This is a genomic window from Pseudomonas zhanjiangensis (assembly GCF_041027545.1).
GTDB classification, from domain to species: Bacteria; Pseudomonadota; Gammaproteobacteria; order Pseudomonadales; family Pseudomonadaceae; genus Aquipseudomonas; species Aquipseudomonas zhanjiangensis.
In genome coordinates this window covers 14,352-36,501 of record NZ_JBFTEG010000015.1, presented here as the reverse complement: position 1 = coordinate 36,501, position 22,150 = coordinate 14,352, and the positions used below count along the sequence as shown (strand labels likewise).

The window sequence follows — 22,150 nt, the reverse complement described above, 5'->3', positions numbered from 1 at the left end:
CGAGCTACGCGCCGGCGCGGCGCGGTGATAGGATTCGCGCCCCATGCATATCCACGACCTCAAGCATCGTCTGGCCGAACTCGGCGCCAAGCCCCAGCACAGTGGGCGGATCACCCGTGCCTGGCTGCAGGGCAAGCCGCTGGACACCGGCACGCGCAACCAGCGCAGCGAGAACTTCCTGCCGCTGGCCGTGCGCAACGCCCTGCCCGACCTGAGTGCTGCCCTGGACGGCCTGGTGCGCCTGCGCTCGGAGCACCCGGGCGGCGATGGTTCGGCGCGCCTGCTGGTCGAGTTGCACGACGGCCAGATGGTCGAAAGCGTGCTGTTGCCACGCGACGGCCTGTGCGTGTCGAGCCAGGTCGGCTGTGCGGTCGGCTGCGTGTTCTGCATGACCGGCAAGAGCGGCCTGCTGCGTCAGCTGAGCAGCGCCGAGATCGTCGCCCAGGTGGCCCTGGCCCGCCGCTTTCGACCGGTGAAGAAGGTGGTGTTCATGGGCATGGGCGAGCCGGCGCACAACCTCGACAATGTGCTGGAGGCCATCGACCTGCTCGGCACGGAAGGCGGCATCGGCCACAAGAACCTGGTGTTCTCCACGGTCGGCGACCCGCGGGTATTCGAGCGCCTGCCGCAGCAGCGGATCAAGCCGGCCCTGGCCCTGTCGCTGCATACCACCGACGCCGAGCTGCGCCAGCAGTTGCTGCCGCGCGCGCCGCGCATCGACCCGGAGGAGCTGATGGCCCTGGGCGAGGCCTATGCCCGCGCGGTCGACTACCCGATCCAGTACCAGTGGACCCTGCTCAAGGGCATCAACGACAGCCAGGAGGAAATGGACGGCATCCTGCGCCTGTTCAAGGGCAAGTTCGCGGTGCTCAACCTGATCCCCTACAACAGCATGGAGGGCGACGCCTTCGCCCGCCCGGACGGCGACCGCATCGTGCAGATGGTGCGCTACCTGCACAGCCGCGGAGTGCTGACCAAGGTGCGCAACTCCGCCGGCCAGGACATCGACGGCGGCTGCGGCCAGCTGCGCGCCCGCGCCGTCGAGCTGGTCAAGGCCCGTCGGACACGCAACCCGCTAGCACCGTAAGTCCTTCTCAGCGCGGGCCGCTTCGCCGACACTACTCATCCATTCCCGCAAGGAGCACGCAATGGCCCGGCACAGCGCCGAAATCCTCTGGCAGCGCGACGAGCAGAACTTTCTCGACAACCGCTACAGCCGCGCCCACCGCTGGCGCTTCGATGGCGGCCTGGAGGTGGCGGCGTCCTCCTCACCCCATGTGGTGCCGCTGCCCTACTCCGACGCCGGCGCGGTCGACCCCGAGGAAGCCTTCGTCGCCTCGCTGTCGAGCTGCCATATGCTCTGGTTCCTCGGTCTGGCGGCCCAGCAGGGCTTTGTGGTCGAGCGTTACCTGGATCGGGCCGAGGGGCTGATGGCGCGCAACGCCGAGGGCCGCCTGGCGATGACCGAGGTGGTCCTGCGCCCCCGGGTCAGCTTCGCCGGCACTCAGCCGACGCGCGAGCAGCTCGACGCCTTGCACCACAGTGCTCACGACCATTGCTTTATCGCCAACTCGGTGAAAACTGCGGTGCGCTGCGAACCCCAGCCGGCCTGACAACCCGCCACGGGCAGCATTGGCGGCGCCGCGCAGGCGCCGACAGGGTAAGATGCGTCCCTTTCCGGCAGCGCCCCGCGCCTGCCGGCTTCACCGGCCCATAGCGACCCTAGCATGATCGAACGCCAGCGCCTGCGGCATATCCTCACCCTCGGCTTGCCGATCATCGGCGGCATGCTCAGCCAGAGTCTGCTCAACCTGGTGGACGCGGCCATGGTCGGCCACCTCGGGGAGAAGTCGCTGGCCGGCGTCGGCCTCGGCAGCTACGCCAACTTCATGGCCATCGCCCTGGTCATGGGCCTCGGCGCCGGGGTGCAGGCGCTGGTCGCGCGTCGGCGTGGCGAGGGTCGAGACGAGAAGATGGCGGCGCCCCTGAACGCCGGCCTGCTGATCGCCCTGGGCCTGGCCTTGCCGCTGACCCTGCTGTGCTGGTGGTTTGCCCGTCCCATCATGCAGCTGCTGTCGACAGACCCGCAGGTACTGGAGATCGGCACCCAGTACTTCGAGTGGCGCACCCTGGCGATCCTCGCGGTCGGCCTGAACTTCTCGTTTCGCGGCTACTGGAACGGCAGCCATCGCTCCGGGGTCTACATGCGCACCCTGGTGATCATGCACGTGACCAACGTGCTGCTCAGCTATTCGCTGATTCATGGCCTGTTCGGCCTGCCGCGAATGGGCGCGCCGGGCTCCGGCCTGGGCACGGCCCTGGCGCTCTACCTCGGTTCGCTGATCTACGCCGCGCAGACCTGGCGCAGCGCCGCCAAGCAGGGTTTCCTCACCCGCTGGCCGGCGCGCCAGGACATGCAGGCCATGTTGCGTTTGTCGCTGCCCAACTCGCTGCAGCAATTCTTCTTCGCCACCGGGATCACCACACTGTTCTGGATCATCGGCCAGATCGGCACCGCCGAGCTGGCGATCGCCCACGTGCTGATCAACCTGGCGCTGTTCCTGATCCTGCCCGCCATCGGCCTGGGCATGGCCGCCACCACCCTGGTCAGTCACAGCCTGGGTGGCCAGGATCTCGATGGTGCCCATCGTTGGGGCTGGGACGTGGTCAAGGTTGCGGCCGTGGGCTTGAGCCTGCTCGGCGCACCGTTCTGGCTGGCCCCCGAGTCGATCCTGCGGCTGTTCGTCAGCGACCCCGCGCTGATCGAACTGGGCAGCTGGCCGCTGCGCCTGACCGGCCTGGGCATGGTCCTCGACGCCACCGCCCTGGTGCTGACCCAGGCGCTGCTCGGTGCCGGTGCCAACCGCACGGTGATGGCGGTCAGCCTGGGCAACCAGTGGCTGTTCTTCCTGCCGCTGGCCTACCTGATCGGCCCGGTGCTCGGCTACGGGCTGCTGGCGATCTGGGGCCTGCAGATCCTCCAGCGTGGCCTGGCCTCGGCGATCTTCGCCCTGATGTGGCAGCGCCGCGGCTGGACCCGCATCCAGCTCTAGCCGCCTCAGTCGCCGATCAGGATCAGCTTGCCAGACTCGGGATCGCGGTAGACCTGCCCCACGCTCTGCAAGCCCCGGCCACCCTGACCCTGCAGGCTATCCGGCAGCCGCGGCAGCTCGCGACCGCGCTCGACACTCTGCTCCTGGCGGCTGGCCTGGAGCTGCGCCAGCACGTCGGTCTTGGCCGCCAGGGCGACCAGCAGGCCGCAGGCGAACACCAGCATCAGGTCGACCAGGTTGGCCACGGAACTGAGCGGGTCGGTGTCCACCTCGTCGAAGCGGCTAGAGCGCCAGCGACTCATCGCCCACCCCCTGCTCGCGCTCCATGCTCTCGAGCAATTCGTCGTACCAGCGGCGGCGCAGGCGGCCGAGGACGAAGCCACCCATGCCGCCGAGCAGGCCCAGCACGGTGGCGTCGAAGGCCACCCGCATGGCCACGCTGAGCACCTGGATATCGCCGTCGCCAAGGGCCGCCAGCCCCGGCCCGAGCGGGATCAGGGTGCCCATCAGGCCGAGGATCGGCCCCAGCCGGGCGATCAGGTCGGAGCGTTCCAGGCGTTTGCGCGCGCGTCGCTCCACCGCCGCCAGGGGCAGCAGGCGCCAGCGACGCAAGCCACCCAGGCGCTCGCCACAGGCCACGCCGACATCCCACACCGCCACCGCGACCAGCAGCAACATGGCCAGGGTCACCGGTTCCAGTAGGTAGCCCACCAGTTGGTGGACCCAGGTAAAGATTGCACTGTCGAGCATCATCGGACTCCCTTGGCCACGCGTGGGCTGCGCCCACGCCAGATTCCCAGCCCCAGCAGCAGACCCAGGCCGGCCATGCCGATCCACAGCGGCTGGGCCATGGTGGCGTTGCCCGGCTCGGCCGACGGCTGGACGCTATCGCTCGGCGTGGGCGGTTGATCGAGCGCCTGCAGCTCGCTGACCGTACTCGGCGCCCGCACCTGGGCCTGCGCAGGCGGCAATTGGGCGGCCTGCAGGCGTTGTTGCAGGCCGTCGCGCAACGGCTCCGGCAGCTGCGGCAGTAGCCACTGCAGCATCGGGTGGTCCGGGCGCGTGTGGCCGCTGCCGGGCAAGCCATGCTCGATCACCAGGCGGGCGAACTGCTCGCCGAGTTGGGCCCGGGTGGCGTCGTCGGCCTCCCAGAAGTCCTTGTGAATGGCCACCAGCATGACCGCGAGCATGTTGCTCTTGACGTGCACGTTCTGTCCCTGCTCGAGAAACTGATCCAGTTCGAGCTGGTAGCGGTCGTCGATGTAGACCGCCTTGACGTCTTCCCAGGCGCTGTCCTTGATGATCTCCGGGTTGGTCACCTGCCAGCCCCAGAGATACTCGAGGAACTCGCTGCCCATGGTCCTCGCGCCGGCATAGTCGTGCTGCATCAGCGCCTTGATCCATGCGGGATTCAGGAAGCGCCCGCGCAGCTCGGCGAGCAAGGCCTGCTGCAGCGGCTCCAGGCGGACCTTGCTCGGGTCGTTGTGCCAGCTGACGAAGCTCTCCGGGGTCTGCCCGGACAGCTGCTCCACCGCCAGGCTCAGGCCGCCCAGGTAATCGAAGGCATCGTTGTTGTCGAGCAGGCCGTAGAGGTTGCTGGAGCGCCCCAGGTAGGTGCGACGCACCTGCTTGAGGTTGTCGGCGAACAGCGCCTGGGCGGCCTCGCCCTGGTGGCGCAGACCGTAGGCGTGGCCCATGCGCCGCATATAGGCGTCGGCCAGCTCGCCGCGATCCTGCCAGCTGCCGGAACGCTCCACCAGACGGTTGATGCCCGCCCCATAGGCGCCCGGCGCCACGCCGAACAGACGCAACGAGGCCTGCACGCCGGCCTCGGCGGGGCTCGCTCCGGCCTTGAGCTGGCGTGCCGCATCATTGACCCAATGCGCGGCGACGCGGTTGACCGCAAGCGGCTCCTGGCCGCCATCGGACTCGTCCTGCAGCGGCTCCAGCGCCGCCGCCAGGGCCGGGCGCAGGGCCGGATAGTCCTGGCGAATGCGCGCCGCGGACGCCTGCAGCGCCAGCAACACGCCACGCTCGAGCAGCGCCAGCTGGTCGGCATAGAGGTCGCGGAACAGGCCGGAAGTGGTGAAGACCAAGTCGCGCCGCTGCTCGCCGGCGGCCAGGGGACGCAGCCGGATGCCCTCGACGATGCCGCGACTGTTCCACTGCGGCTCGATGCCGAGCAGGTCCAGGCCGAAGGCGATCATCGCGCCCTCGTCGCGCACCGCGTCGCTGGCCCAGAGGATCACCGCCTCGCGGCCGTCCTCGGGCAACTCGCGCAAGCGTGCCTGATCGGCCATCTCGCGGCCGATCCGGTAGCCGATGCGACTCGGCAGCAGGCTGCTGTCGAGGGCGTGGAAATTGCGCCCGGTGGGCAGCGCTTCGGGCGTGCGGATCGGGTCGTTGCCCTTGCCTGGCGCCACGTAGCGCCCGGCGAGGGCGTTGAGCAAGGCGCTCATCTCCGCGGCCGGCGAATCGACCAGGGCCTGGCGGAAGGCCGCCTTGTCCGGTCCCATCGACTGCATCAGGGTATCGATCGCCGCCGCCGTCCAGGGCTTGCCGAACACGTGCAGGCCCATGGGCATGAAGCGTTCCTGGATATTGGTCAGGTAGTGGCCGACCTCGTGCACCAGCAGGTCGTCGTCGGCCTGCTCGAAGTCGATGCCACGCGCCTGCAGCGGCTCGGCCATGGACTCGCGCAGCTCCGGCTCTAGCCCGGAACTGCCGAGCAGGCGCTTGATCTCGGCGATGGTGGCGCGCCGCGCCGGTCCCTCGCCCTGCCCGGCGCCCGCCTCGAAGCTTTCCACCAGCTGGCGCAGCTTGAGCAGGTCGTCGTACAGCGGGGTGGCCACCAGCGGCGGGGTCAGGTGGTCGATCATCACCGCCAGGCCGCGACGCTTGGCCTGGATGCCTTCGCCGACACCATCGACGATGTACGGGTAGATGCTCGGCAGGTCGCCGACCACCTGCATCGAATAGTCCTCGTCGCTCAGGCCGGCGCGCCGGCGTGGCAGGAACTCGTAGGTGGAGTGGCGGCCCAGGTGGATCAGCGCATCGGCGCGGAAGTCGTCGCGCAGCCAGTGATAGAAGGCCAGGTACTGGTGCGGCGGCGGGAACACCAGGTTGGCGTGCAGCAGCTCCTGGTCCAGTTCCCAGCCCCGTGGCGGTTGCGGGCCGACGAACACCTTGCCGAACTGCACGCCCGGCAGCAGCAGCTGATCGCCCTGCACCATGACATAGCCGGGCGCCTCGCCCCAGCCGCGCAGGCCCTCGATGCCGGTGGCCGCCAGCGCCTCGACCAGCGCCTCGGCGGCGGCCCAGTCGACCGCCTCCGGCGCCTCGAGGGCGCCCCGGTAGAGGTCTTCCAGCTGCGCCAGCAGGTCCAGCGCGCGTTGCCGCGTCGGGTGCACCACGCCGTCGAGCACATGGTGCAGTTCGCTGGCGCCGTTGGCGAAGATTCCTTCGGCCAATTGCAGGCGGTCGCCCAGCAGGGCACGGCGCATCTGCGCATGCCAGTAGCCCAGCGGCCCCTGCTCCATCTCCGCCTGCAGCGCCGCCGGCAGGGTCTGGAACCACTGGCGGTAGGCCGCGCCGCTGAGGGTCTGGACATTTCTGGCCATGGCGGCCAGGGCGTCGCCCTGCTCCGGCAGGTTCACGCCCTTTTCCTGGAGCAGATCGAGCAGCGCCGCCGGCGACGCCGGTAGCGGCCCGGTGTCGTAGCCCTCGGCCTTGAGGCGCTGAAGTATCTCGAACAGCGACTGCGGCACGTCCAGGTTGTCGGCACCGATGTTGTGCCGCCCGGGCGGATGGTTGTAGTAGATGATCGCCAGGCGCTTGTCGGCGTTGGCCTTGGCCTGCAGCGCCTGCCAGCGAGCCAGGCGGCGGACGAAGGCATCGATCTGCGCGGTCAGCGGGGTGCTCAGGCCGAAGCGGATGCCCGACAGCGGATCCAGCTGCTGATCCTGCCAGGCGGCCAGGACCATGGCCTGGCTGCTGCCCTGCAGCTCCGGCATGGCCAGCTGGTAGTGCACCTTGTCCCGCGCCAGGCCGTCGCTGGACAGCTGCCAGCCAGTCTCGTCGCGGTCATCCAGGCGCAGGCCCTTGAGCACCGGCACGTTGAGCTGGCCGAACAGCTCGGTGACCGTTTCGCGCCCTTCGCCGCCGCCGATCACGAAGTCCTGCAGGGCGACCAGCGCCACCAGCGGCGGGTGTTTGGCCTCCTGCAGCCAGCGCACCGCCGCCACCGAGCCCGGCCCCCAGTCGGCCAACAGGCTGACGCAGCTCAGGCCGCGCGCCTCGAGGCGGCGACACAGCTGGTCGTTGAGCTCCCGGTCACCGGCGCGATCGGCGCGGCCATGGTCGATCAGCGCCACCAGGCCGCTGCCGGTCAGGTCCAGATCGAGCGCCTGGCGCAGCGCCCCGTGCTGGTAGAAGCGTAGCGCCGGCCGGGCTTGTGCCGGTACGACGCTGACCGCGCCGTCCCGGCGCGCGGCCAGCCAGCCGAGCAGGCCGGCGATATTGTCGATGCCGCCGGCCTGCCAGTAGCTGCGCGCGGCAATCCAGGGCGCCTGCTGCGGATGGCGGCGCTGCTGCTCGGCGACCCAGCTGGCCAGTTCGCCTAGCGGCTTGGCCCGTCCCAATTGTTCGGCTTGCTCGCGCGTGGCGAACAACGGCTGCCCCCGACTGCGGCTGAGCCGCACAAGCCCCTGCTCGCTGTGCATGATGAACAGCTCGGCCGCGTCACTCTGTTGCAGCAAGGGCCCGAGGCGCTCGACATTGGCGCCGAACAGACCGACACCGAGCAACACCTCGCCGCCGGCCAGCCACTGGCGCACCTCGCCATCGCTCAGCTCGTCGAGCTGTTCCTGGGTGCGCGCACTGACCTGCCAGTGGCCGGCCCGGGCGCTGAACTGCGCCACGGCGCTGGCGAACTCGGCGGCGCTGTACTGCGAGACGATGGCGTTGATTTGCCCGGCGACGGCCCAGGGCGCCGCCAGCATCAGCAGCGCCAAACCCAGACCACGAATAACGGATGTCATGCCCACTCCCTTGATTGGAAACCGGTGGGCACGCATAACGGACGGAGCCCCGACGCGGCGGCATCGGGACGAGAAGGATTCCGACCGGGAAGTCGCCCACCGCGACTTGCCTAGGGAGAACGGGCTGGTGTCGGGCTCGGCCATTGCAGGCCATACCGTTGCGGGGGCAGCGTCAGCTTGGACTGACTTCCCATTTACCCCGGACCATGATCCGGGCACCTCGTCCTCCATCGACCCGACCTTGCGGCCGGGCGGGCGCCACCATACGCGCCGACTCGGGCAAGGGCAACCCTCGCAGACGCCCACAGGGCGCCGACCCACCTGGCGCGCCGGTCTTTGCCGGACCCTCGTTCAGGCGCTAGAGTTCAGGGACAGCCAGTGCGCGCTCGGCCGCGAATGGCACAACGGGAGATGGGGATGGATCGGAAGGACGACCAGGACAAGCCCTTGAGCCTCTGGGAGATGTTGCAGAGTGTCCTCGCCGCGGCCTTTGGCGTGCAGAGCGGCAAGCACCGCGCCCGCGATTTCAGTCGCGGCAAGCCCAGCCACTTCATCATCCTCGGCGTGATCTTCACCCTGGTGTTCGTGCTGATGATCTTCGCCGTGGTCAAGCTGGTGCTGCACCTGGCCGGCGCCTGAGCTACTGCAGCAGCGGCTTGAGCGAAAAGCCGTAGTCGGTGATCCGCGGTCGGTATACCGCACTGAACGTGCGAAAATCCAGGCCGTAGCCCGGCACCTTGATGCGTTTGCCCAGGCGTGCCGATTGCTTCGCATCGAGCAGCCTGAACAGCGGCGCCACCCGGTCCTTGCCCCCTCGCGCCGCGAAGTCCTGGCCGGCGTGGTAGTCGTGCAGCATGACCATCGCCCAGCCGCCCAGGGTGAAGTGCCCGCCGACCAGCACGCACAGCTGACCGGAGATGCGTGCCTGCAACACCTCCTCCGAGTTGTTCAGGGCAGAAAAGCTCAGGTCCTTGCCCGGCACCCGGCCCAGCTCACGGGCGGCGCGCATCGCGCCAAAGGCCATCTCGTCATTGGCCGACCACACCAGGCGTACCTGCGGGTAGCGTTGCAGCAGCTGCTGCGCCTGTTCGTAGGCGCGTTGCCGTGCCCATTGGCCATGCACCAGTTGCTCCAGCTTGATCTCTGGGTGCTCGGCCAGCGCGCGCTGCAAGCCCTGCTCGCGCAAGCTGGCCGAGGGCGTATGGCGCACGCCGGAAAACGCCAGCATCGACGCGGGCTGTCCTGCCCGCTTGGCAATCAGGGCCTTGGCCATCAGGTAGCCGGCCTCTTCGTCGTTGGGCACCAGGCTGCCGATCCAGTTGCGGTAACGTTCACGGGTGCCGCCGACGATCTGCTGCTGCTCCGGCGTCAGGGTGCTATGCAGGGAAAACAGCTTGATCCGGCTGCCAGCGAACAGGCGGAGCAATTCGGGACCGACATACTCTTCATTGACGAACAGCAGGTAGTCCGGTGGCTGCGGGCTCTCCAGCAGCTTTCGCGCATTGCCCAGCAGGCGCTTGGCGTCCCGCTCGCCATAGATGACCTGCAGCTGCATGCCCAGGTCATCGGCGGCCGCCTGCATGAATTCGCTGTAGGTGACCCAGAATGGCTCGGTGGAATAACCGGGGTTGAGAAACACCGCCGAAGGCGCCGTCCCGGCGGCGGCCGGCTGCCTCTCGCGAGCGGCATGCGCCTGCAAGGCCGCCGCACAACTCAACACCAGCGTGATGATGCCGATCAGATGCCTGATCACCCCAACCCCCTATTGCCCGCACAAACAAGGCGCGCAGTATAAGATCGGCCAGGTGGCTCATCGCCACCGTCCATCCGCTAGTCGAGGCGAACTGGCGCCAGCGCGTAGTGCCAGTTGCCTCGGACCTGGGCTACTGATGGCTGACCCAGAACACCGCGGTGGCTACCGCCAGAAGAATCAAGCAGAAGATCGCGTAGGCGTCGACACGGCTGTCGCTGCTGTCGGGTTGGGAATGCTCGGTCATTGGCGGGTCCTTTATTATGTTTGTGGGTGGTTCGCCTGAGCAGTTAAGACCAGGCAGACCCATTGCTCAAGGCGGCTACTTGGCGTGGAGGGCTATGGGGAGGCGACAGTCGCGGCCTTCCCGTGCAATCCCGGGCCCGTGTGGAGGTTATGTTGCCGAGGCTGCTTAGCATTTAAAGTTCTTTCCATATACTAAAACTTCACTTTTGCGCATAACCCTGAGCTGTTATCTTCCCTCGCCTCCGCCAGGAGAGCGCGGCCGTGCGCGCAGATATGCTGTAAGCAGCCTGAAAACAGGACCCTTCATGTACGTATACGACCAGTACGATCAACAAATCATCGAGGACCGCGTCAAGCAGTTCCGTGATCAAACCCGCCGTTACCTGGCAGGTGAGCTCAGTGGCGAAGAGTTCCGCCCTCTGCGCCTACAGAATGGCCTGTATATCCAGCGCTTTGCACCGATGCTGCGTATCGCCGTGCCCTATGGCCTGCTTTCTTCCAAGCAGGTGCGCATGCTGGCCAAGATCGCCCGCGACTACGACAAGGGCTACGCCCACATCAGCACCCGCCAGAACGTCCAGTTCAACTGGCCGGAACTGGAGGACGTGCCGCAGATTCTCGCCGAACTGGCCGACGTACAGATGCACGCGATCCAGACCAGCGGCAACTGCATCCGCAACACCACCACCGACCAGTTCGCTGGCGTGGCCAAGGATGAGGTCGTCGACCCGCGCCCCTGGTGCGAGATCATTCGCCAGTGGTCGACCTTCCACCCCGAGTTCACCCACCTGCCACGCAAGTTCAAGATCGCCGTCAACGGTGCGGTCAGCGACCGCGCCGCGATCGAGGTGCACGACATCGGCCTGGAAGCGGTACGCAACGACGCCGGCGAGTTGGGCTTCCGGGTATCGGTCGGCGGCGGCCTGGGCCGTACCCCGGTGGTCGGCAGCTTCATCAACGAATTCCTGCCCTGGCAGCACCTGATCAGCTACCTCGACGCCATCCTGCGTGTGTACAACCGCTATGGCCGTCGCGACAACAAGTACAAGGCGCGCATCAAGATCCTGGTCAAGGCCCTGACGCCTGAGGTGTTCGCCGAGCGCGTCGACGCCGAGTGGGCGCACCTCAAGGACGGCCCGACCACCCTGACCGAGGCCGAAGTGGAACGCGTGGCCGCACACTTCGTCGATCCGGCTTATCAATCCCTGGTCGATGAGGATTCCGCCCTGGCCGAGCTCGATGCCGAACATCCCGGCTTCGCCCGCTGGCGCCAGCGCAATACCTTCGCCCACAAGCAGCCCGGCTATGTCGCGGTGACCCTGTCGCTCAAACCCACCGGCACCGCGCCGGGCGATGTCACCGACAAGCAGCTGGATGCCATCGCCGAACTGGCCGATCGCTACAGCTTTGGCGAAGTACGCAACAGCCACAACCAGAACATCATCCTGGCCGATGTCGAGCAGCGTCAGTTGTTCGCCCTCTGGGGCGAGTTGCGTGAACTGGGCTTCGCCACGCCGAACGTGGGTCTGCTGACCGACATCATCTGCTGCCCGGGTGGCGATTTCTGCTCCCTGGCCAACGCCAAGTCGATCCCGGTGGCCGAGGCCATCCAGCGCCGCTTCGACGATCTCGACTACCTGTTCGACATCGGCGACATCGACCTGAACATCTCCGGCTGCATGAACGCCTGCGGCCACCACCACGTCGGCCATATCGGCATCCTCGGGGTGGACAAGAAAGGCCAGGAGTTCTACCAGGTGTCCCTCGGCGGCAGCTCGGGTCGTGAGGCCAGCCTGGCGCAGATCCTTGGCCCGGCATTCGCCCAGGACGACATGCCGGAGGTAATCGACAAGATCGTCAAGGTCTATGTCGAGCAGCGCAATGAAGAAGAAAGTTTCCTCGACACCTTCCGCCGTATCGGTGTCGCCCCGTTCAAGGAGCGCGTATATGCAGCGAATCATTAAGAACGGCCAGGTTATCGACGAAACCTGGCACCTGCTGCCCAAGGACGCGACCCTCGACGGGCTGTCCAACTGCGACGACCTGATCGTGCCCCTGGCGTTGTGGGTCGACCATGCCCATGCGCTCAAGGCCCGCGACGGTGGTCTTGGCGTCTGGCTGGATGCTGGCGAGGAAATCGAAGAAATCGCCGATCAGCTGGACAACTTCCAGGTCATCGCGCTGAACTTCCCGGCCTTCACCGACGGCCGCCACTGCTCCACCGCCTACCTGCTGCGCGAGCGCTATGGCTACAAGGGCGAGGTACGCGCCATCGGCGATGTGCTGCGCGACCAGTTGTTCGCGCTCAAGCGCTGCGGATTCGACGCCTTCGCCCTGCGCGAAGACAAGGACCCGCAGGATGCGCTGAAGGCCTTCGAGGAATTCGGCGAGGTGTATCAGGCTTCCAGCGATCAGCCTCTGCCGCTGTTCCGCCGCCGCGCCTGAAGCAGCGACCAAGAAATAGCCCCGCACCGCGGGGCTTTTTCATTTCGCTGCGGGCGTCGGCGACGCCGTTCAGTCAACCCTGACCAGCACCCGGCCAACCAGTTGACCGGCGAGTATCCTGCCGATCACCTCCGGCAGCTGAGTCAGACTGACCTCCTCGACCAGCTGTTCCAGGCCGTCGAGCTTCCACTGCAGCGACAGCTTGTCCCACATGGATGCCTTGACCACCAGCGGCAGCTCGACCGAGTCGACCCCGAGCAGGTTGACCCCGCGCAGGATGAACGGCAACACACTGCCCTTGAAGGCGACACCCGCGGTCAGCCCACAGCAGGCAACGCTGCCGCCATAACGCAGTGACTTGACCACATTGAACAGAATGTCCCCGCCCACGGTATCCACGCCGCCGGCCCAGCGCTCCTTGAGCAATGGCTTGTCCACTCCGTCCTGCAACTCGCTGCGCAGCACGATCTGCCGAGCGCCCAGGCCCAGGAGAAAATCGCCCTGCTCCGCCTTGCCGGTCGCCGCCGCCACCTCGTAACCGAGCTTGGCCAGCAAGGCCACGGCGACACTGCCCACTCCGCCGGTGGCACCGGTGACCAGGATCGGCCCGGCTTCGGGCGTTACCCCGGCCTGCTCGAGCTTGTCGACGCAGAGTGCAGCGGTCAGGCCCGCCGTGCCCAGCACCATGGCCTCGCGCAGCGACAGGCCCTGCGGTCGTTTCAGTGCCCAGCTGGCCGGAATGCGGATGTACTGGGCAAAACCGCCGGCGGTGTTCATGCCCAGGTCATAGCCGGTGACGATGACCTCATCGCCGACGCTGAACTCGGCCACGCTGGAAGCCTCGACCACACCGGCGGCATCGATACCCGGGGTGTGCGGGAACTGCTTGGTCACGCCGCGGTTACCACTGGCAGAGAGCGCATCCTTGTAGTTGAGCGAGGAGTAGCGCACGCGAACCAGAATGTCCCCGGCCGGCAAATCGTCGATGTGGCGCTCTATCAATACCTGCTCGAACGCGCCAGCGTCGTTCTCGCGGGCCTGCAATGCGGTAAAGGTGGTCATCGTGTTCCCCTTGAGGCGGAAGGTGAATTACCAGAAGCGTTGCTGATTGAGGCGGCTCAGCCAGTTAAGGCTGAAGCGGTCCAGTGCGATACTGGCGGCCAGCCCCATGCGTTCCTGCAGGGTTTTCTTCTCGACGTAGTGCAGGTGGAATAGGTCGGCTGCGCGGGCTCGCTCGGCGAGATACTCGTCGCTGGTGCCGAGTTCGTCGACCAGTTGTCTTTCCAGCGCCGACAGCCCCAGCCAGACCTCGCCAGTGGCGATTTCCTCGATCGCCAGCTTGGGCCGATAGCGGGCGACGAAACCCTTGAACAGCTCGTGAATGGTTTCCAAATCCTGCTGGAACTTCTCCCGGCCCTTGTCGGTATTCTCGCCAAAGATCGTCAGGGTGCGCTTGTACTCGCCCGCGGTGTGCATCTCGACATCGATGTCGTGCTTCTTCAGCAGGCGGTGCAGGTTGGGCAGCTGCGCGACCACACCGATCGAGCCGAGCACGGCAAAGGGGGCGGCGATGATCTTCTCACCGATGCACGCCATCATGTAGCCGCCACTGGCCGCCACCTTGTCGATGCACACGGTCAGCGGCACGCCCGCCTGACGAATCCGCGCCAGTTGCGAGGAGGCCAGGCCGTAGCTGTGGACCATGCCGCCGCCGCTCTCCAGGCGCAGGACGACCTCGTCCTGGGGCTTGGCCAGGCTGAGCAGCGCGGTGACCTCATGGCGCAGGTTATCGGTGGCCGAGGCCTTGATATCCCCGTCGAAATCCAGCACGAACACCCGTGGCTTCTGAATCCCGGCCTTCTTCTCCTGCTTCAGCGCCTTGTGCTCGGCCTTGTGCGCGACCTTGAGCTGGTCCTTGCTCAGCACAGACTGCTCGAGGCGGTGGCGCAATTGCAGATAGAAGTCATTGAGTTTGTCGACCTGCAGGTGACCGCTACCGCGGCGCCCCTTATTGCGTGCCACCGCAGCGGCAAGGAGAACCACCACTATGGCGACCACCAGGGTGGCGGTCTTGGCCAGAAAGCCCAAATAATCAGCAAAAAACTCCACGAATTTCCCCTCGCTCTTCATGCCTACGCCAGCCTTGGCGGCGCCTGTATCGATCAAGCATACCGATGCAGCCGGTTGCCGGCCAGTTGCCCGGCATGCGCCCGGCGCGGCTTTCGCGGATTCAAACAAGCGTATGGTTTTTCATTGACAGGTCGCGAGCTTCCTCATACCCTCGCCAAACTTTCACCGTGCCGGGAGTTCAACGGACGTGGGCAGCATCTACCTGATTCGACATGGCCAGGCGTCCTTCGGTGCCGATGACTACGACGTGCTCTCGCCCATCGGCATTCGTCAGGCGGAGATGCTCGGTAGCCACCTTGCGCAACTCGGCATTCGCATCGATCGCTGCCTCAGTGGCGACCTGCGCCGCCAGCAACACACGGCAAACGCGGCGCTCAAGCAATTGAGTGAGGCCGGCCTGGCGACGCCGACACTGGAGATCGATGCGGCGTTCAATGAATTCGATGCCGATGCGGTGATCCGCGGCCTGCTACCCGGCATACTCCCCGAAGAGCCCGAAGCGATGCACGTGTTGCGCAACGCCGCGCAGCAGCGCGCCGAGTTCCAGCGCCTGTTCGCCCGCCTGATCGGCCGCTGGGTTTCGGGTACCTATGACCCGCCGGAGCTGCAAAGCTGGACGACCTTCGTCGAGCAGGTCCAGGGCGGACTTACCCGACTGCTGGAGCAGGCCGAGAGCAAGCAAAATATCGCCGTATTCACCTCGGGCGGCACCATTACCGCCCTGCTCCACCTGATCACCGGCGTGCCGGCCGACAAGGTGTTCGAGTTGAACTGGCAGATCGTCAACACTTCCCTGAGCTGCCTGAAGTTTCGTGGCACTCAGGTAAGCCTGGCTTCCTTCAACAGCCATGTGCATCTGCAGCTGTCGAAGGCGCCGGAACTCATCACCTACCGCTGAGTGCCGGCCCAATGCGCACCCGTGAGGGCGCGAGAAACCTGAAAATAAAGGAAGAAACCATGAGCGTTGCAGACATCGTCAAAACCATGCAGTCCAAGTTCAACGCCGGTGCCGCAGCAGGCCTGGACCTGGTATTCCAGTTCAATATCGAAGATGGCGAGAACCACTACCTGGTGGTCAAGGATGGCACCTGTGATGTCCAGCAAGGTGACGCCGACAACGCCAACGTGACCCTGATCATGGACAGCGAAACCCTCAAGGGCATCACCAGCGGTGAGACCGATGGCATGCAGGCCTTCATGGCCGGGAAGCTGCGCGCCGAAGGCGACATGATGCTGGCGATGAAGCTGGGCGAGCTGTTCCCGGTCTAAGCCGGACGACCTTGCGCAGCACAGCGAACCGGAGTCTTGCGACTCCGGTTTTTTTTCGCCTGAAGGCTAGGCGTTGGACGAATCAGGCAGCTTGATTGTGCAGCAACACGCCCACCTATAACGGTGCATGGCGCTTGTGACAGTCAAGGTGCAGCATTAGATTAACCAATAATATCGGGCACCCATCATAAGCAGAAGGGATAAGCATGGCGCTTACTGACCAATCCACTCGCATCCGTGAAGGCGAAGAACTCGACGCCGCGACCATCGACCAGTACCTCAAGGCCCATATTCCTGGCCTGAGCGGCACGCCGCGGATCAGCCAGTTTCCCGGTGGCGCCTCGAACCTGACCTACCTGCTCGAGTACCCGGAAAAGGAGTTCGTCCTGCGGCGCCCGCCGTTTGGTCACAAGGCCAAATCGGCCCACGACATGGGGCGCGAGTACCGCATCCTCAACCAGCTCAACGCCGGCTTCCCCTATTGCCCGAAGGCCTACGTGCACTGCACCGACGAGTCGGTGATCGGCGCCGAGTTCTACGTCATGGAGCGGGTCAACGGCATCATCCTGCGCTCGGACATGCCGGCCGAACTCGACTTCAGTGCCGAGCAGACCCGGGCGCTGTGCAAGAGCTTCATCGACAAGTTCGTCGAACTGCACAACGTCGACTACCAGGCCTGCGGGCTCGGCGACCTGGGCAAGCCGGAGGGCTACGTCAAGCGCCAGATCGGCGGCTGGAGCGATCGCTACGAGAAGGCGCTGACCCCCGACGCGCCCCTGTGGGAGCCGGTCAAGGCCTGGCTGCGGGACAAGATGCCGGCCGACCATCCGAAGCCAGGCATCGTGCACAACGACTACCGCTTCGACAACGTCATCCTCGACCCGGCCAACCCGATGCAGATCATCGGCGTACTGGACTGGGAGCTGACCACCCTCGGCGACCCGCTGATGGATCTGGGCAATACCCTGGCCTACTGGATCGAGGCCGGCGACCCGGCACCGGTGCAACTGATGCGGCGCCAGCCAAGCAACGCGCCGGGCATGCTCACCCGCCAGGAGTTCGCCGACTACTACGCCGCACGCGCTGGCTTGCCGCCTATCCACAACCTGGACTTCTACTACACCTACGGCCTGTTCCGCCTGGCCGGCATCGTCCAGCAGATCTACTACCGCTACTACCATGGCCAGACCCAGGACAAGCGCTTCGCTCAGTTCGTGCAGATGAACAAGCTGCTGGAACAGATGAGTCTGCAGGTCATCGACAAATCACAGCTGTAAACGGCCGAACAGGCCTTCAACGAGAAAGGAAAAGCCCATGTCCAAGACCCAACTGTTCGACCTCGACGGCAAGATCGCGTTCGTCTCCGGCGCCAGCCGCGGCATCGGTGAAGCCATCGCCAAGTTGCTGGCCCAGCAAGGCGCCCATGTGATCGTCTCCAGCCGCAAGATCGACGGCTGCCAGGGCGTTGCCGACGCCATCATCGCCGAGGGTGGCAAGGCCACCGCCATCGCCTGCCATATCGGCGAGATGGAGCAGATCCAGAGCGTCTTCGCGCAGATCCGCGATCAGTTCGGCCGCCTGGATATCCTGGTCAACAACGCGGCGACCAACCCGCAGTTCTGCAACGTGCTGGAGACCGACCTGGGTGCCTTCCAGAAGACCGTCGATGTCAACATCCGCGGCTACTACTTCATGTCCATCGAAGGCGGCAAGCTGATGAAGGAAAACGGCGGCGGTAGCATCGTCAACGTCGCCTCGATCAATGGCGTCTCGCCCGGCGAGTTCCAGGGCATCTACTCGGTGACCAAGGCGGCGGTGATCAGCATGACCAAGGTCTTCGCCAAGGAGTGCGCGCAGTTCGGCATCCGCTGCAACGCCCTGCTGCCCGGCCTGACCGACACCAAGTTTGCCTCGGCCCTGGTCAAGAACGACGCCATCCGCAACATGGCCCTGCAGCGCATCCCGCTCAAGCGCGTGGCCGATCCGAGCGAAATGGCCGGCGCGGTGCTGTACCTGGCCAGCGACGCCTCCAGCTACACCACGGGCGTCGCACTGAACGTCGATGGTGGCTTCCTCTCCTGACCCGGGTAGGACAAGCAAAAAGGGACCCTCGGGTCCCTTTTTCTTTCTGCGCCTAGCGCCGATCGCCGTTGGCTCAACGCCAGTTCTGCAGGGCCTGCTTGGCCGCCTGATTCATCGGCTGGGCGAGCAGGCCGGTGGGCGTCAGGCTGACGGCGTAGACCGCGTCGTCGGCAATCGGCAGGTAGTCGACGCGCCGCGCCTGCGGATCGAACAGGAACAGGTCGCGCTGGTTCATCCGCAGCCAGCGCCACAGGTCGACGCCATAGCGGCTTTGCGCCAGGGCGATCCGGGTATGCTGGGCCATCGTCTGCTGCTCGATGGAGAGAAAACGACCGGAGAGCTTCTCCAGGCGGTAACCCGGCTGCAGGCCAATCAGCGCAGCCAGCCCCTTCCACTGTAACAAGCGCGCGTCCAGCTGCCACAGGTCACCCTCCAGGGTCACGCTGCGCTCGTGTGCGCCTTCGAGCACATTGACCCGGTACAGAGGTCCGTCGGCCTTGAAGCTCAGGGTCACCAGGGGCTTGTCCTCCGGCAGAGGTGCATAACTGAGCAAGTCATAGGCCACCAGGCCAATAAGCCCGGCCAGGCCCAGAAAAGCCAGGCCGCAGGTGCCGCGCAGCCAGCCCAGCAGCCAGTTGCCGCCGAACAGGATGCGCGCGGCAACCAGCACCGCCAGCAGTGCCAGCAATGCGAACGCCCATGCCAGACCGTCATACTGCATCGAGTCAATTCCTTCTGCGGGTAAATGCCGGCATTATGCGCGGCTCCCCCGGTCAGCGAACAGCGTGCTGGCCGCACAACAGGACACAGGTCGTCTTTTTATGCCCATCCCGTTCGAGCTTGCGGTAGATCCGGCAACGCTGGTCATTCTTGCCCTGGTCGCCTTCGGCGCCGGTTTCATCGACGCCGTCGCCGGTGGCGGCGGCCTGCTCACCATCCCCGCTCTGCTGATGGCGGGCCTGCCCCCGCACCTGGTCCTGGGCACCAACAAGCTGTGCGCGACCTTCGGTTCGGCCACCGCCAGCTATACCTTCTACCGGCGCAAGCTGTTCAGGCCCAGGGCCTGGCGCAATGCCCTGATCGCCACGGCGGTCGGCGCCCTGCTCGGCGCGGCACTGGCGCAATGGTTGCCAGCCGCCTGGCTGAACCAACTGTTGCCGGCGGTGGTGTTCGCCTGTGGCCTGTACCTGCTGTTCGGCCGTCCGCCCGAGGCGCCGCTGGACCTGGACGCACCTGTGGCCCAGGGCCGCCAATGGCCCCAGGGCGTCGGCCTGGGCTTCTACGATGGCGTGGCGGGCCCGGGAACCGGCGCCTTCTGGACGGTCAGCAGCCTGCTGCTCTACCCGCTCGATCTGGTGCGCGCCAGCGGGGTGGCGCGGACGATGAACTTCGTCAGCAATGCCTGCGCCCTGGCGGTGTTCATCGTCGCCGGCCAGGTCGCCTGGCTGCTGGGTACCTGCATGGGCATTGCCCTGATGGCCGGCGCCTTTCTCGGTGCGCGCAGCGCCATCAAGGGTGGCTCGAAATTCATTCGCCCGGTGTTCATCCTGGTGGTGCTGGCACTGACCGCCCGACTGGCCTGGCAGCACTGGTTCGGACAGTTCTAGGATACGAGGCGCTATGTCGGCAGCGCCGGTTCCGGCCGCCCCAGCCTTCGCGCCACGTAGACATCGATCAGGTAGCGGGCGATCGAGCGCGGCGCCGGCAGCGGTGGTAGCCGATGCACGTCGAACCACTGGGCGTCTTCGATCTCCTCGGCCTGCATGACGATGTCGCCGCCGGCGTACTCGGCATGGAAGCCGAGCATCAACGAATGCGGAAATGGCCAGCCCTGACTGCCGAGGTACTGCAGGTTGGTCACCTCGACGCCCACCTCCTCGCGGATTTCCCGGGCCACGCACTGCTCGACCGACTCGCCCGGCTCGACGAAGCCGGCCAGGGTGCTGTAGACGCCGGTGACGAAGCGCGGCGAACGGGCCAGAAGAATCTCGTCACCGCGGGTCACCAGGGCGATCATGCTCGGCGACAGGCGCGGGTAATGATGTTGCTCGCAGCGCTGGCAGCCCATGGCGCGCTCGCCGGGCATCGGCAGCATCGGCTCGCCGCAGCTGCCGCAGAAACGATGCTGACGCGCCCAGGTGCCGATCTGGGTGGCGTAACCGAGCAGGCGGAAGGTATCGGCATCGCCCTGCAGCATGAACTGACGCAGGCTCTGCCAGGCGAACCCAGGCAGCTCCAGCGGCGCCTGCAGCTCCAGCAGGTAGATCGGATCGCCGTCGAAATGGCCGATGCCGTGCTCGGCCAGGATCGGCAAATCCTGCTTCTTCAGCCACTCGCGGGGAAACAGCACGCCATTGTTGTCGGCCAGAAAAAACTGCCGGCAGTGCACCACGGCCCAGCCACCCGGTTGCTGGGCATCGAACAGTGCCGGCTGCCACCGAGCCATCATCAGGCCGCCACCGGGACGCCGAGGGCGCGCACGCTCTCTTCCGCCAGGTCGAGCACGCTCGGCTGGGTTTCAGGGCGCAGCACGGCGCCGGATTCCAGGTAGTACTCGAGGCTGCTCAGCGCGTCGGCCAGGGTCTCGAGCATCTGTTCGGAAGGCATCTGCGGCGCATCGAACATCTGCTTCTGGATGTAGTGCGCGCAGGCGCCGACCAGCGCGGCCGCCCGCTCCTGGCCGAGGAACCAGAGCCCGCCGCGCACCGCCTGCAGGCTGAAGGGTACGTTGGACAGGTGCATGCGGTCGCCGTTGGCTTCCAGGTAGGCGGTGATCGCCCGCTTGGCCAGGGCCAGGCCGCCCTGGGCCTCGTCGACCACGACGATGCGTGCCTCGTAGAGCTGATGCTGGGCGAAGGTTTCGCCTTCCAGCCCGGGCCGGGCTGGCGCAGGCTCGCCGTCCCGGCGCTCGCCGCGCTCCAGGTTGGCCACCATGCCCTCGACATAGAGCACCGCATCGGCCAGCTTGAGCATCTCCTGTGGCTGCGGTTTGCGCTCCTCGCTCCAACTGGCCACCGTCTGCAGCTGCGCGGCCAGCGAATTACCCGCCGAACTCAGGCCGACCATGCCCAGGGTCTTGCTCAACTTGCCCAGCAGGGCATGCAGGTTGCCCAGGCTTTCGCCCTGCAGGGTGCCACGCTCCATCAGGTCGAGCATGTCCTTGACGCTGGCCAGTTCCTCACGAATTGCCGAACTCAGCGACCGCATCACCGACTGTCCGGGGCCGGCCAGCCGCTGGTATTCCTCTTCCAGCAGGTGGTCGGTGAACGGCAGCGGGGTCAGGCCGAAGGTGTCGCGCAGCGCCATCACCCGTGGACCGCGGCTGTCCGACAGGGCAACCAGGTACAGCAATTCCTTGAGCAGGCTGCGCGGGGCCTCGTACTGGCTGTTACCGAGCATCTGCTTCAGTTCGCGGTCGATCCGCGAGAACAGTTGCTTGCGCGCTTTGCGCGCGAGCAACTGGCCCTCCACCTGGGCCTCCACGGCTGCCGCCGCGACCCAGCACAAGCGGCCGCGCGGTTCATTGGCGAACAGCTGATCCAGCCGGCCCATGGCCCGACCCATCAGGCGAAGGCTGGCCTGGGGGTTCTGCTCGCGAATGAAGCCGAGCAAGCCGACCTGATACATGTGCCTTAGCAGGCGGCCCTGGCTCTCCTTGGCGGCTCCATCGAGCGCCGCCGGCGCGCTGCGCGGGCGCGCCAGGTCGAGGCGCACGCTGAAGAAGAAGCTTTCCGGCAACGCCGGTTGACCACCGGCCTGGCGCAGGTTGTTGATCGCCGGCAGCAGCAGCTCCGGTATTTCCTGGCGGCGAACGTCGAGGTTTTCCAGGTAGCGGCGCAACACGTGCAAGGCATTGCTCAGCGCCGAAAGCTGGACGTCACGTTCCTCGCCCGCCCCGGCGGGAATATCGGTGGCCTGATCGAGCACCTGCTGGGCCAGCAGCTCGGCGCCGGCCAGTTCGATCAGGTTGAGGGTGCCGCGCACCTGTTGCAGGCTTTCCACCGCCTGCTGCAACAGGCTGCCGTTGTTCCGCTCGGCGATGAAGTGCTCGAGGCTGGATTCGGCCTCCTCCATCGTGGTGAAGAGTTCGGTGCGCACCAAACTGAGTGACGAGGCTCCAGATACCATGCGCTACT

At 66.2% G+C, this 22,150-nt stretch carries 20 protein-coding genes and 1 riboswitch; of the genes, 11 read left to right on the top strand and 9 right to left on the bottom strand.

What is annotated here, in order from left to right; all coding sequences use genetic code 11:
* Nucleotides 1-43: 43 nt before the first annotated feature.
* From AB5S05_RS17035 to AB5S05_RS17025, 3 genes are all read left to right on the top strand, one after another.
* Nucleotides 44-1,087 carry an RNA methyltransferase gene (locus AB5S05_RS17035; protein WP_369288715.1) on the top strand — a complete coding sequence of 348 codons (1,044 nt, stop codon included), beginning with the start codon at nt 44-46 and terminating at the stop codon, nt 1,085-1,087.
* Nucleotides 1,088-1,148: 61 nt separating this feature from the next.
* Nucleotides 1,149-1,613: an OsmC family protein gene (locus AB5S05_RS17030; protein WP_369288714.1), complete on the top strand. Its 465-nt coding sequence runs from the start codon at nt 1,149-1,151 to the stop codon at nt 1,611-1,613.
* Nucleotides 1,614-1,727: 114 nt separating this feature from the next.
* Nucleotides 1,728-3,053: an MATE family efflux transporter gene (locus tag AB5S05_RS17025; RefSeq protein WP_369288713.1), complete on the top strand. Its 1,326-nt coding sequence runs from the start codon at nt 1,728-1,730 to the stop codon at nt 3,051-3,053.
* Nucleotides 3,054-3,058: 5 nt separating this feature from the next.
* Here AB5S05_RS17025 and AB5S05_RS17020 read toward each other — a convergent pair whose 3' ends face one another.
* From AB5S05_RS17020 to AB5S05_RS17010, 3 genes are read right to left on the bottom strand one after another with little or no spacing between them, the layout of a single operon-like run.
* Nucleotides 3,059-3,355 (bottom strand): DUF2149 domain-containing protein, encoded by a 297-nt coding sequence (locus tag AB5S05_RS17020; protein ID WP_369288712.1) that lies wholly within the window; start codon nt 3,353-3,355, stop codon nt 3,059-3,061.
* Nucleotides 3,336-3,803, bottom strand: coding sequence for a MotA/TolQ/ExbB proton channel family protein (locus tag AB5S05_RS17015; protein ID WP_369288711.1), 468 nt, complete (start codon nt 3,801-3,803; stop codon nt 3,336-3,338). Before AB5S05_RS17015 ends, AB5S05_RS17020 begins: the two co-directional genes overlap by 20 nt.
* On the bottom strand, nt 3,803-8,092 hold the full coding sequence (locus AB5S05_RS17010) for a cobaltochelatase subunit CobN (RefSeq protein ID WP_369288710.1): 4,290 nt from the start codon (nt 8,090-8,092) through the stop codon (nt 3,803-3,805). Before AB5S05_RS17010 ends, AB5S05_RS17015 begins: the two co-directional genes overlap by 1 nt.
* A gap of 105 nt (nt 8,093-8,197) precedes the next feature.
* Nucleotides 8,198-8,331, bottom strand: a riboswitch (cobalamin riboswitch).
* Between the two features lie 178 nt (nt 8,332-8,509).
* Between AB5S05_RS17010 and AB5S05_RS17005 the strand changes: the two genes are divergently transcribed.
* Nucleotides 8,510-8,731: a DUF2970 domain-containing protein gene (locus tag AB5S05_RS17005; protein ID WP_369288709.1), complete on the top strand. Its 222-nt coding sequence runs from the start codon at nt 8,510-8,512 to the stop codon at nt 8,729-8,731.
* A gap of 1 nt (nt 8,732) precedes the next feature.
* Here AB5S05_RS17005 and AB5S05_RS17000 read toward each other — a convergent pair whose 3' ends face one another.
* Nucleotides 8,733-9,791 carry an ABC transporter substrate-binding protein gene (locus AB5S05_RS17000; RefSeq protein WP_438943593.1) on the bottom strand — a complete coding sequence of 353 codons (1,059 nt, stop codon included), beginning with the start codon at nt 9,789-9,791 and terminating at the stop codon, nt 8,733-8,735.
* 602 nt (nt 9,792-10,393) lie between these two features.
* Here AB5S05_RS17000 and AB5S05_RS16995 point away from each other — a divergent pair.
* Together AB5S05_RS16995 and AB5S05_RS16990 are read left to right on the top strand one after the other, a co-directional pair.
* On the top strand, nt 10,394-12,052 hold the full coding sequence (locus AB5S05_RS16995; RefSeq protein WP_369288707.1) for a nitrite/sulfite reductase: 1,659 nt from the start codon (nt 10,394-10,396) through the stop codon (nt 12,050-12,052).
* Nucleotides 12,036-12,533: a DUF934 domain-containing protein gene (locus AB5S05_RS16990; protein ID WP_369288706.1), complete on the top strand. Its 498-nt coding sequence runs from the start codon at nt 12,036-12,038 to the stop codon at nt 12,531-12,533. The genes AB5S05_RS16995 and AB5S05_RS16990 overlap by 17 nt, the downstream gene beginning before the upstream one ends.
* A 69-nt stretch (nt 12,534-12,602) precedes the next feature.
* Here the strand turns inward: AB5S05_RS16990 and AB5S05_RS16985 are convergent, their stop codons facing one another.
* Together AB5S05_RS16985 and sohB are read right to left on the bottom strand one after the other, a co-directional pair.
* On the bottom strand, nt 12,603-13,595 hold the full coding sequence (locus AB5S05_RS16985; RefSeq protein WP_369288705.1) for a YhdH/YhfP family quinone oxidoreductase: 993 nt from the start codon (nt 13,593-13,595) through the stop codon (nt 12,603-12,605).
* Between the two features lie 27 nt (nt 13,596-13,622).
* Nucleotides 13,623-14,642 carry a protease SohB gene (gene sohB / locus AB5S05_RS16980; protein ID WP_369288704.1) on the bottom strand — a complete coding sequence of 340 codons (1,020 nt, stop codon included), beginning with the start codon at nt 14,640-14,642 and terminating at the stop codon, nt 13,623-13,625.
* Nucleotides 14,643-14,850: 208 nt separating this feature from the next.
* Between sohB and AB5S05_RS16975 the strand changes: the two genes are divergently transcribed.
* The 4 genes from AB5S05_RS16975 to AB5S05_RS16960 all read left to right on the top strand — a co-directional run bounded on the left by AB5S05_RS16975 (nt 14,851) and on the right by AB5S05_RS16960 (nt 18,014).
* A complete protein-coding gene (locus AB5S05_RS16975; protein ID WP_369288703.1) occupies nt 14,851-15,561 on the top strand; it encodes a histidine phosphatase family protein in 711 nt (236 codons plus the stop codon).
* A gap of 59 nt (nt 15,562-15,620) precedes the next feature.
* Nucleotides 15,621-15,932, top strand: a complete 312-nt coding sequence (locus tag AB5S05_RS16970; protein WP_369288702.1) for an SCP2 sterol-binding domain-containing protein — start codon at nt 15,621-15,623, stop codon at nt 15,930-15,932.
* Nucleotides 15,933-16,138: 206 nt separating this feature from the next.
* Complete coding sequence (locus tag AB5S05_RS16965; protein WP_369288701.1) at nt 16,139-17,209, top strand: phosphotransferase family protein; 1,071 nt, start codon at nt 16,139-16,141, stop codon at nt 17,207-17,209.
* 37 nt (nt 17,210-17,246) lie between these two features.
* Nucleotides 17,247-18,014 (top strand): SDR family oxidoreductase, encoded by a 768-nt coding sequence (locus AB5S05_RS16960; protein WP_369288700.1) that lies wholly within the window; start codon nt 17,247-17,249, stop codon nt 18,012-18,014.
* A gap of 73 nt (nt 18,015-18,087) precedes the next feature.
* Here AB5S05_RS16960 and AB5S05_RS16955 read toward each other — a convergent pair whose 3' ends face one another.
* Entirely contained in the window at nt 18,088-18,735 is a 648-nt protein-coding gene (locus AB5S05_RS16955; RefSeq protein ID WP_369288699.1) for a hypothetical protein, read from the bottom strand.
* A gap of 106 nt (nt 18,736-18,841) precedes the next feature.
* Between AB5S05_RS16955 and AB5S05_RS16950 the strand changes: the two genes are divergently transcribed.
* A complete protein-coding gene (locus AB5S05_RS16950; RefSeq protein WP_369288776.1) occupies nt 18,842-19,621 on the top strand; it encodes a TSUP family transporter in 780 nt (259 codons plus the stop codon).
* Between the two features lie 11 nt (nt 19,622-19,632).
* On the opposite strand, the gene nudC is transcribed toward AB5S05_RS16950, so the two are convergent.
* Both nudC and AB5S05_RS16940 read right to left on the bottom strand, forming a co-directional pair.
* Nucleotides 19,633-20,463, bottom strand: a complete 831-nt coding sequence (gene nudC / locus AB5S05_RS16945; protein ID WP_369288698.1) for an NAD(+) diphosphatase — start codon at nt 20,461-20,463, stop codon at nt 19,633-19,635.
* On the bottom strand, nt 20,463-22,142 hold the full coding sequence (locus AB5S05_RS16940; protein WP_369288697.1) for a FimL-related protein: 1,680 nt from the start codon (nt 22,140-22,142) through the stop codon (nt 20,463-20,465). The genes nudC and AB5S05_RS16940 overlap by 1 nt, the downstream gene beginning before the upstream one ends.
* Nucleotides 22,143-22,150: the final 8 nt, after the last annotated feature.

Excerpts from the sequence above, each read along its gene's own strand:
- AB5S05_RS17035 (WP_369288715.1), top strand. The coding sequence starts at position 44 with ATGCATATCCACGACCTCAAGCATCGTCTGGCCGAACTCGGCGCCAAG.
- AB5S05_RS17030 (WP_369288714.1), top strand. The coding sequence starts at position 1,149 with ATGGCCCGGCACAGCGCCGAAATCCTCTGGCAGCGCGACGAGCAGAAC.
- AB5S05_RS17025 (WP_369288713.1), top strand. The coding sequence starts at position 1,728 with ATGATCGAACGCCAGCGCCTGCGGCATATCCTCACCCTCGGCTTGCCG.
- AB5S05_RS17020 (WP_369288712.1), bottom strand. The coding sequence starts at position 3,355 with ATGAGTCGCTGGCGCTCTAGCCGCTTCGACGAGGTGGACACCGACCCG.
- AB5S05_RS17015 (WP_369288711.1), bottom strand. The coding sequence starts at position 3,803 with ATGCTCGACAGTGCAATCTTTACCTGGGTCCACCAACTGGTGGGCTAC.
- AB5S05_RS17010 (WP_369288710.1), bottom strand. The coding sequence starts at position 8,092 with ATGACATCCGTTATTCGTGGTCTGGGTTTGGCGCTGCTGATGCTGGCG.
- AB5S05_RS17005 (WP_369288709.1), top strand. The coding sequence starts at position 8,510 with ATGGATCGGAAGGACGACCAGGACAAGCCCTTGAGCCTCTGGGAGATG.
- AB5S05_RS16995 (WP_369288707.1), top strand. The coding sequence starts at position 10,394 with ATGTACGTATACGACCAGTACGATCAACAAATCATCGAGGACCGCGTC.
- AB5S05_RS16990 (WP_369288706.1), top strand. The coding sequence starts at position 12,036 with ATGCAGCGAATCATTAAGAACGGCCAGGTTATCGACGAAACCTGGCAC.
- AB5S05_RS16985 (WP_369288705.1), bottom strand. The coding sequence starts at position 13,595 with ATGACCACCTTTACCGCATTGCAGGCCCGCGAGAACGACGCTGGCGCG.
- AB5S05_RS16970 (WP_369288702.1), top strand. The coding sequence starts at position 15,621 with ATGAGCGTTGCAGACATCGTCAAAACCATGCAGTCCAAGTTCAACGCC.
- AB5S05_RS16965 (WP_369288701.1), top strand. The coding sequence starts at position 16,139 with ATGGCGCTTACTGACCAATCCACTCGCATCCGTGAAGGCGAAGAACTC.
- AB5S05_RS16960 (WP_369288700.1), top strand. The coding sequence starts at position 17,247 with ATGTCCAAGACCCAACTGTTCGACCTCGACGGCAAGATCGCGTTCGTC.
- AB5S05_RS16955 (WP_369288699.1), bottom strand. The coding sequence starts at position 18,735 with ATGCAGTATGACGGTCTGGCATGGGCGTTCGCATTGCTGGCACTGCTG.
- nudC (WP_369288698.1), bottom strand. The coding sequence starts at position 20,463 with ATGATGGCTCGGTGGCAGCCGGCACTGTTCGATGCCCAGCAACCGGGT.
- AB5S05_RS16940 (WP_369288697.1), bottom strand. The coding sequence starts at position 22,142 with ATGGTATCTGGAGCCTCGTCACTCAGTTTGGTGCGCACCGAACTCTTC.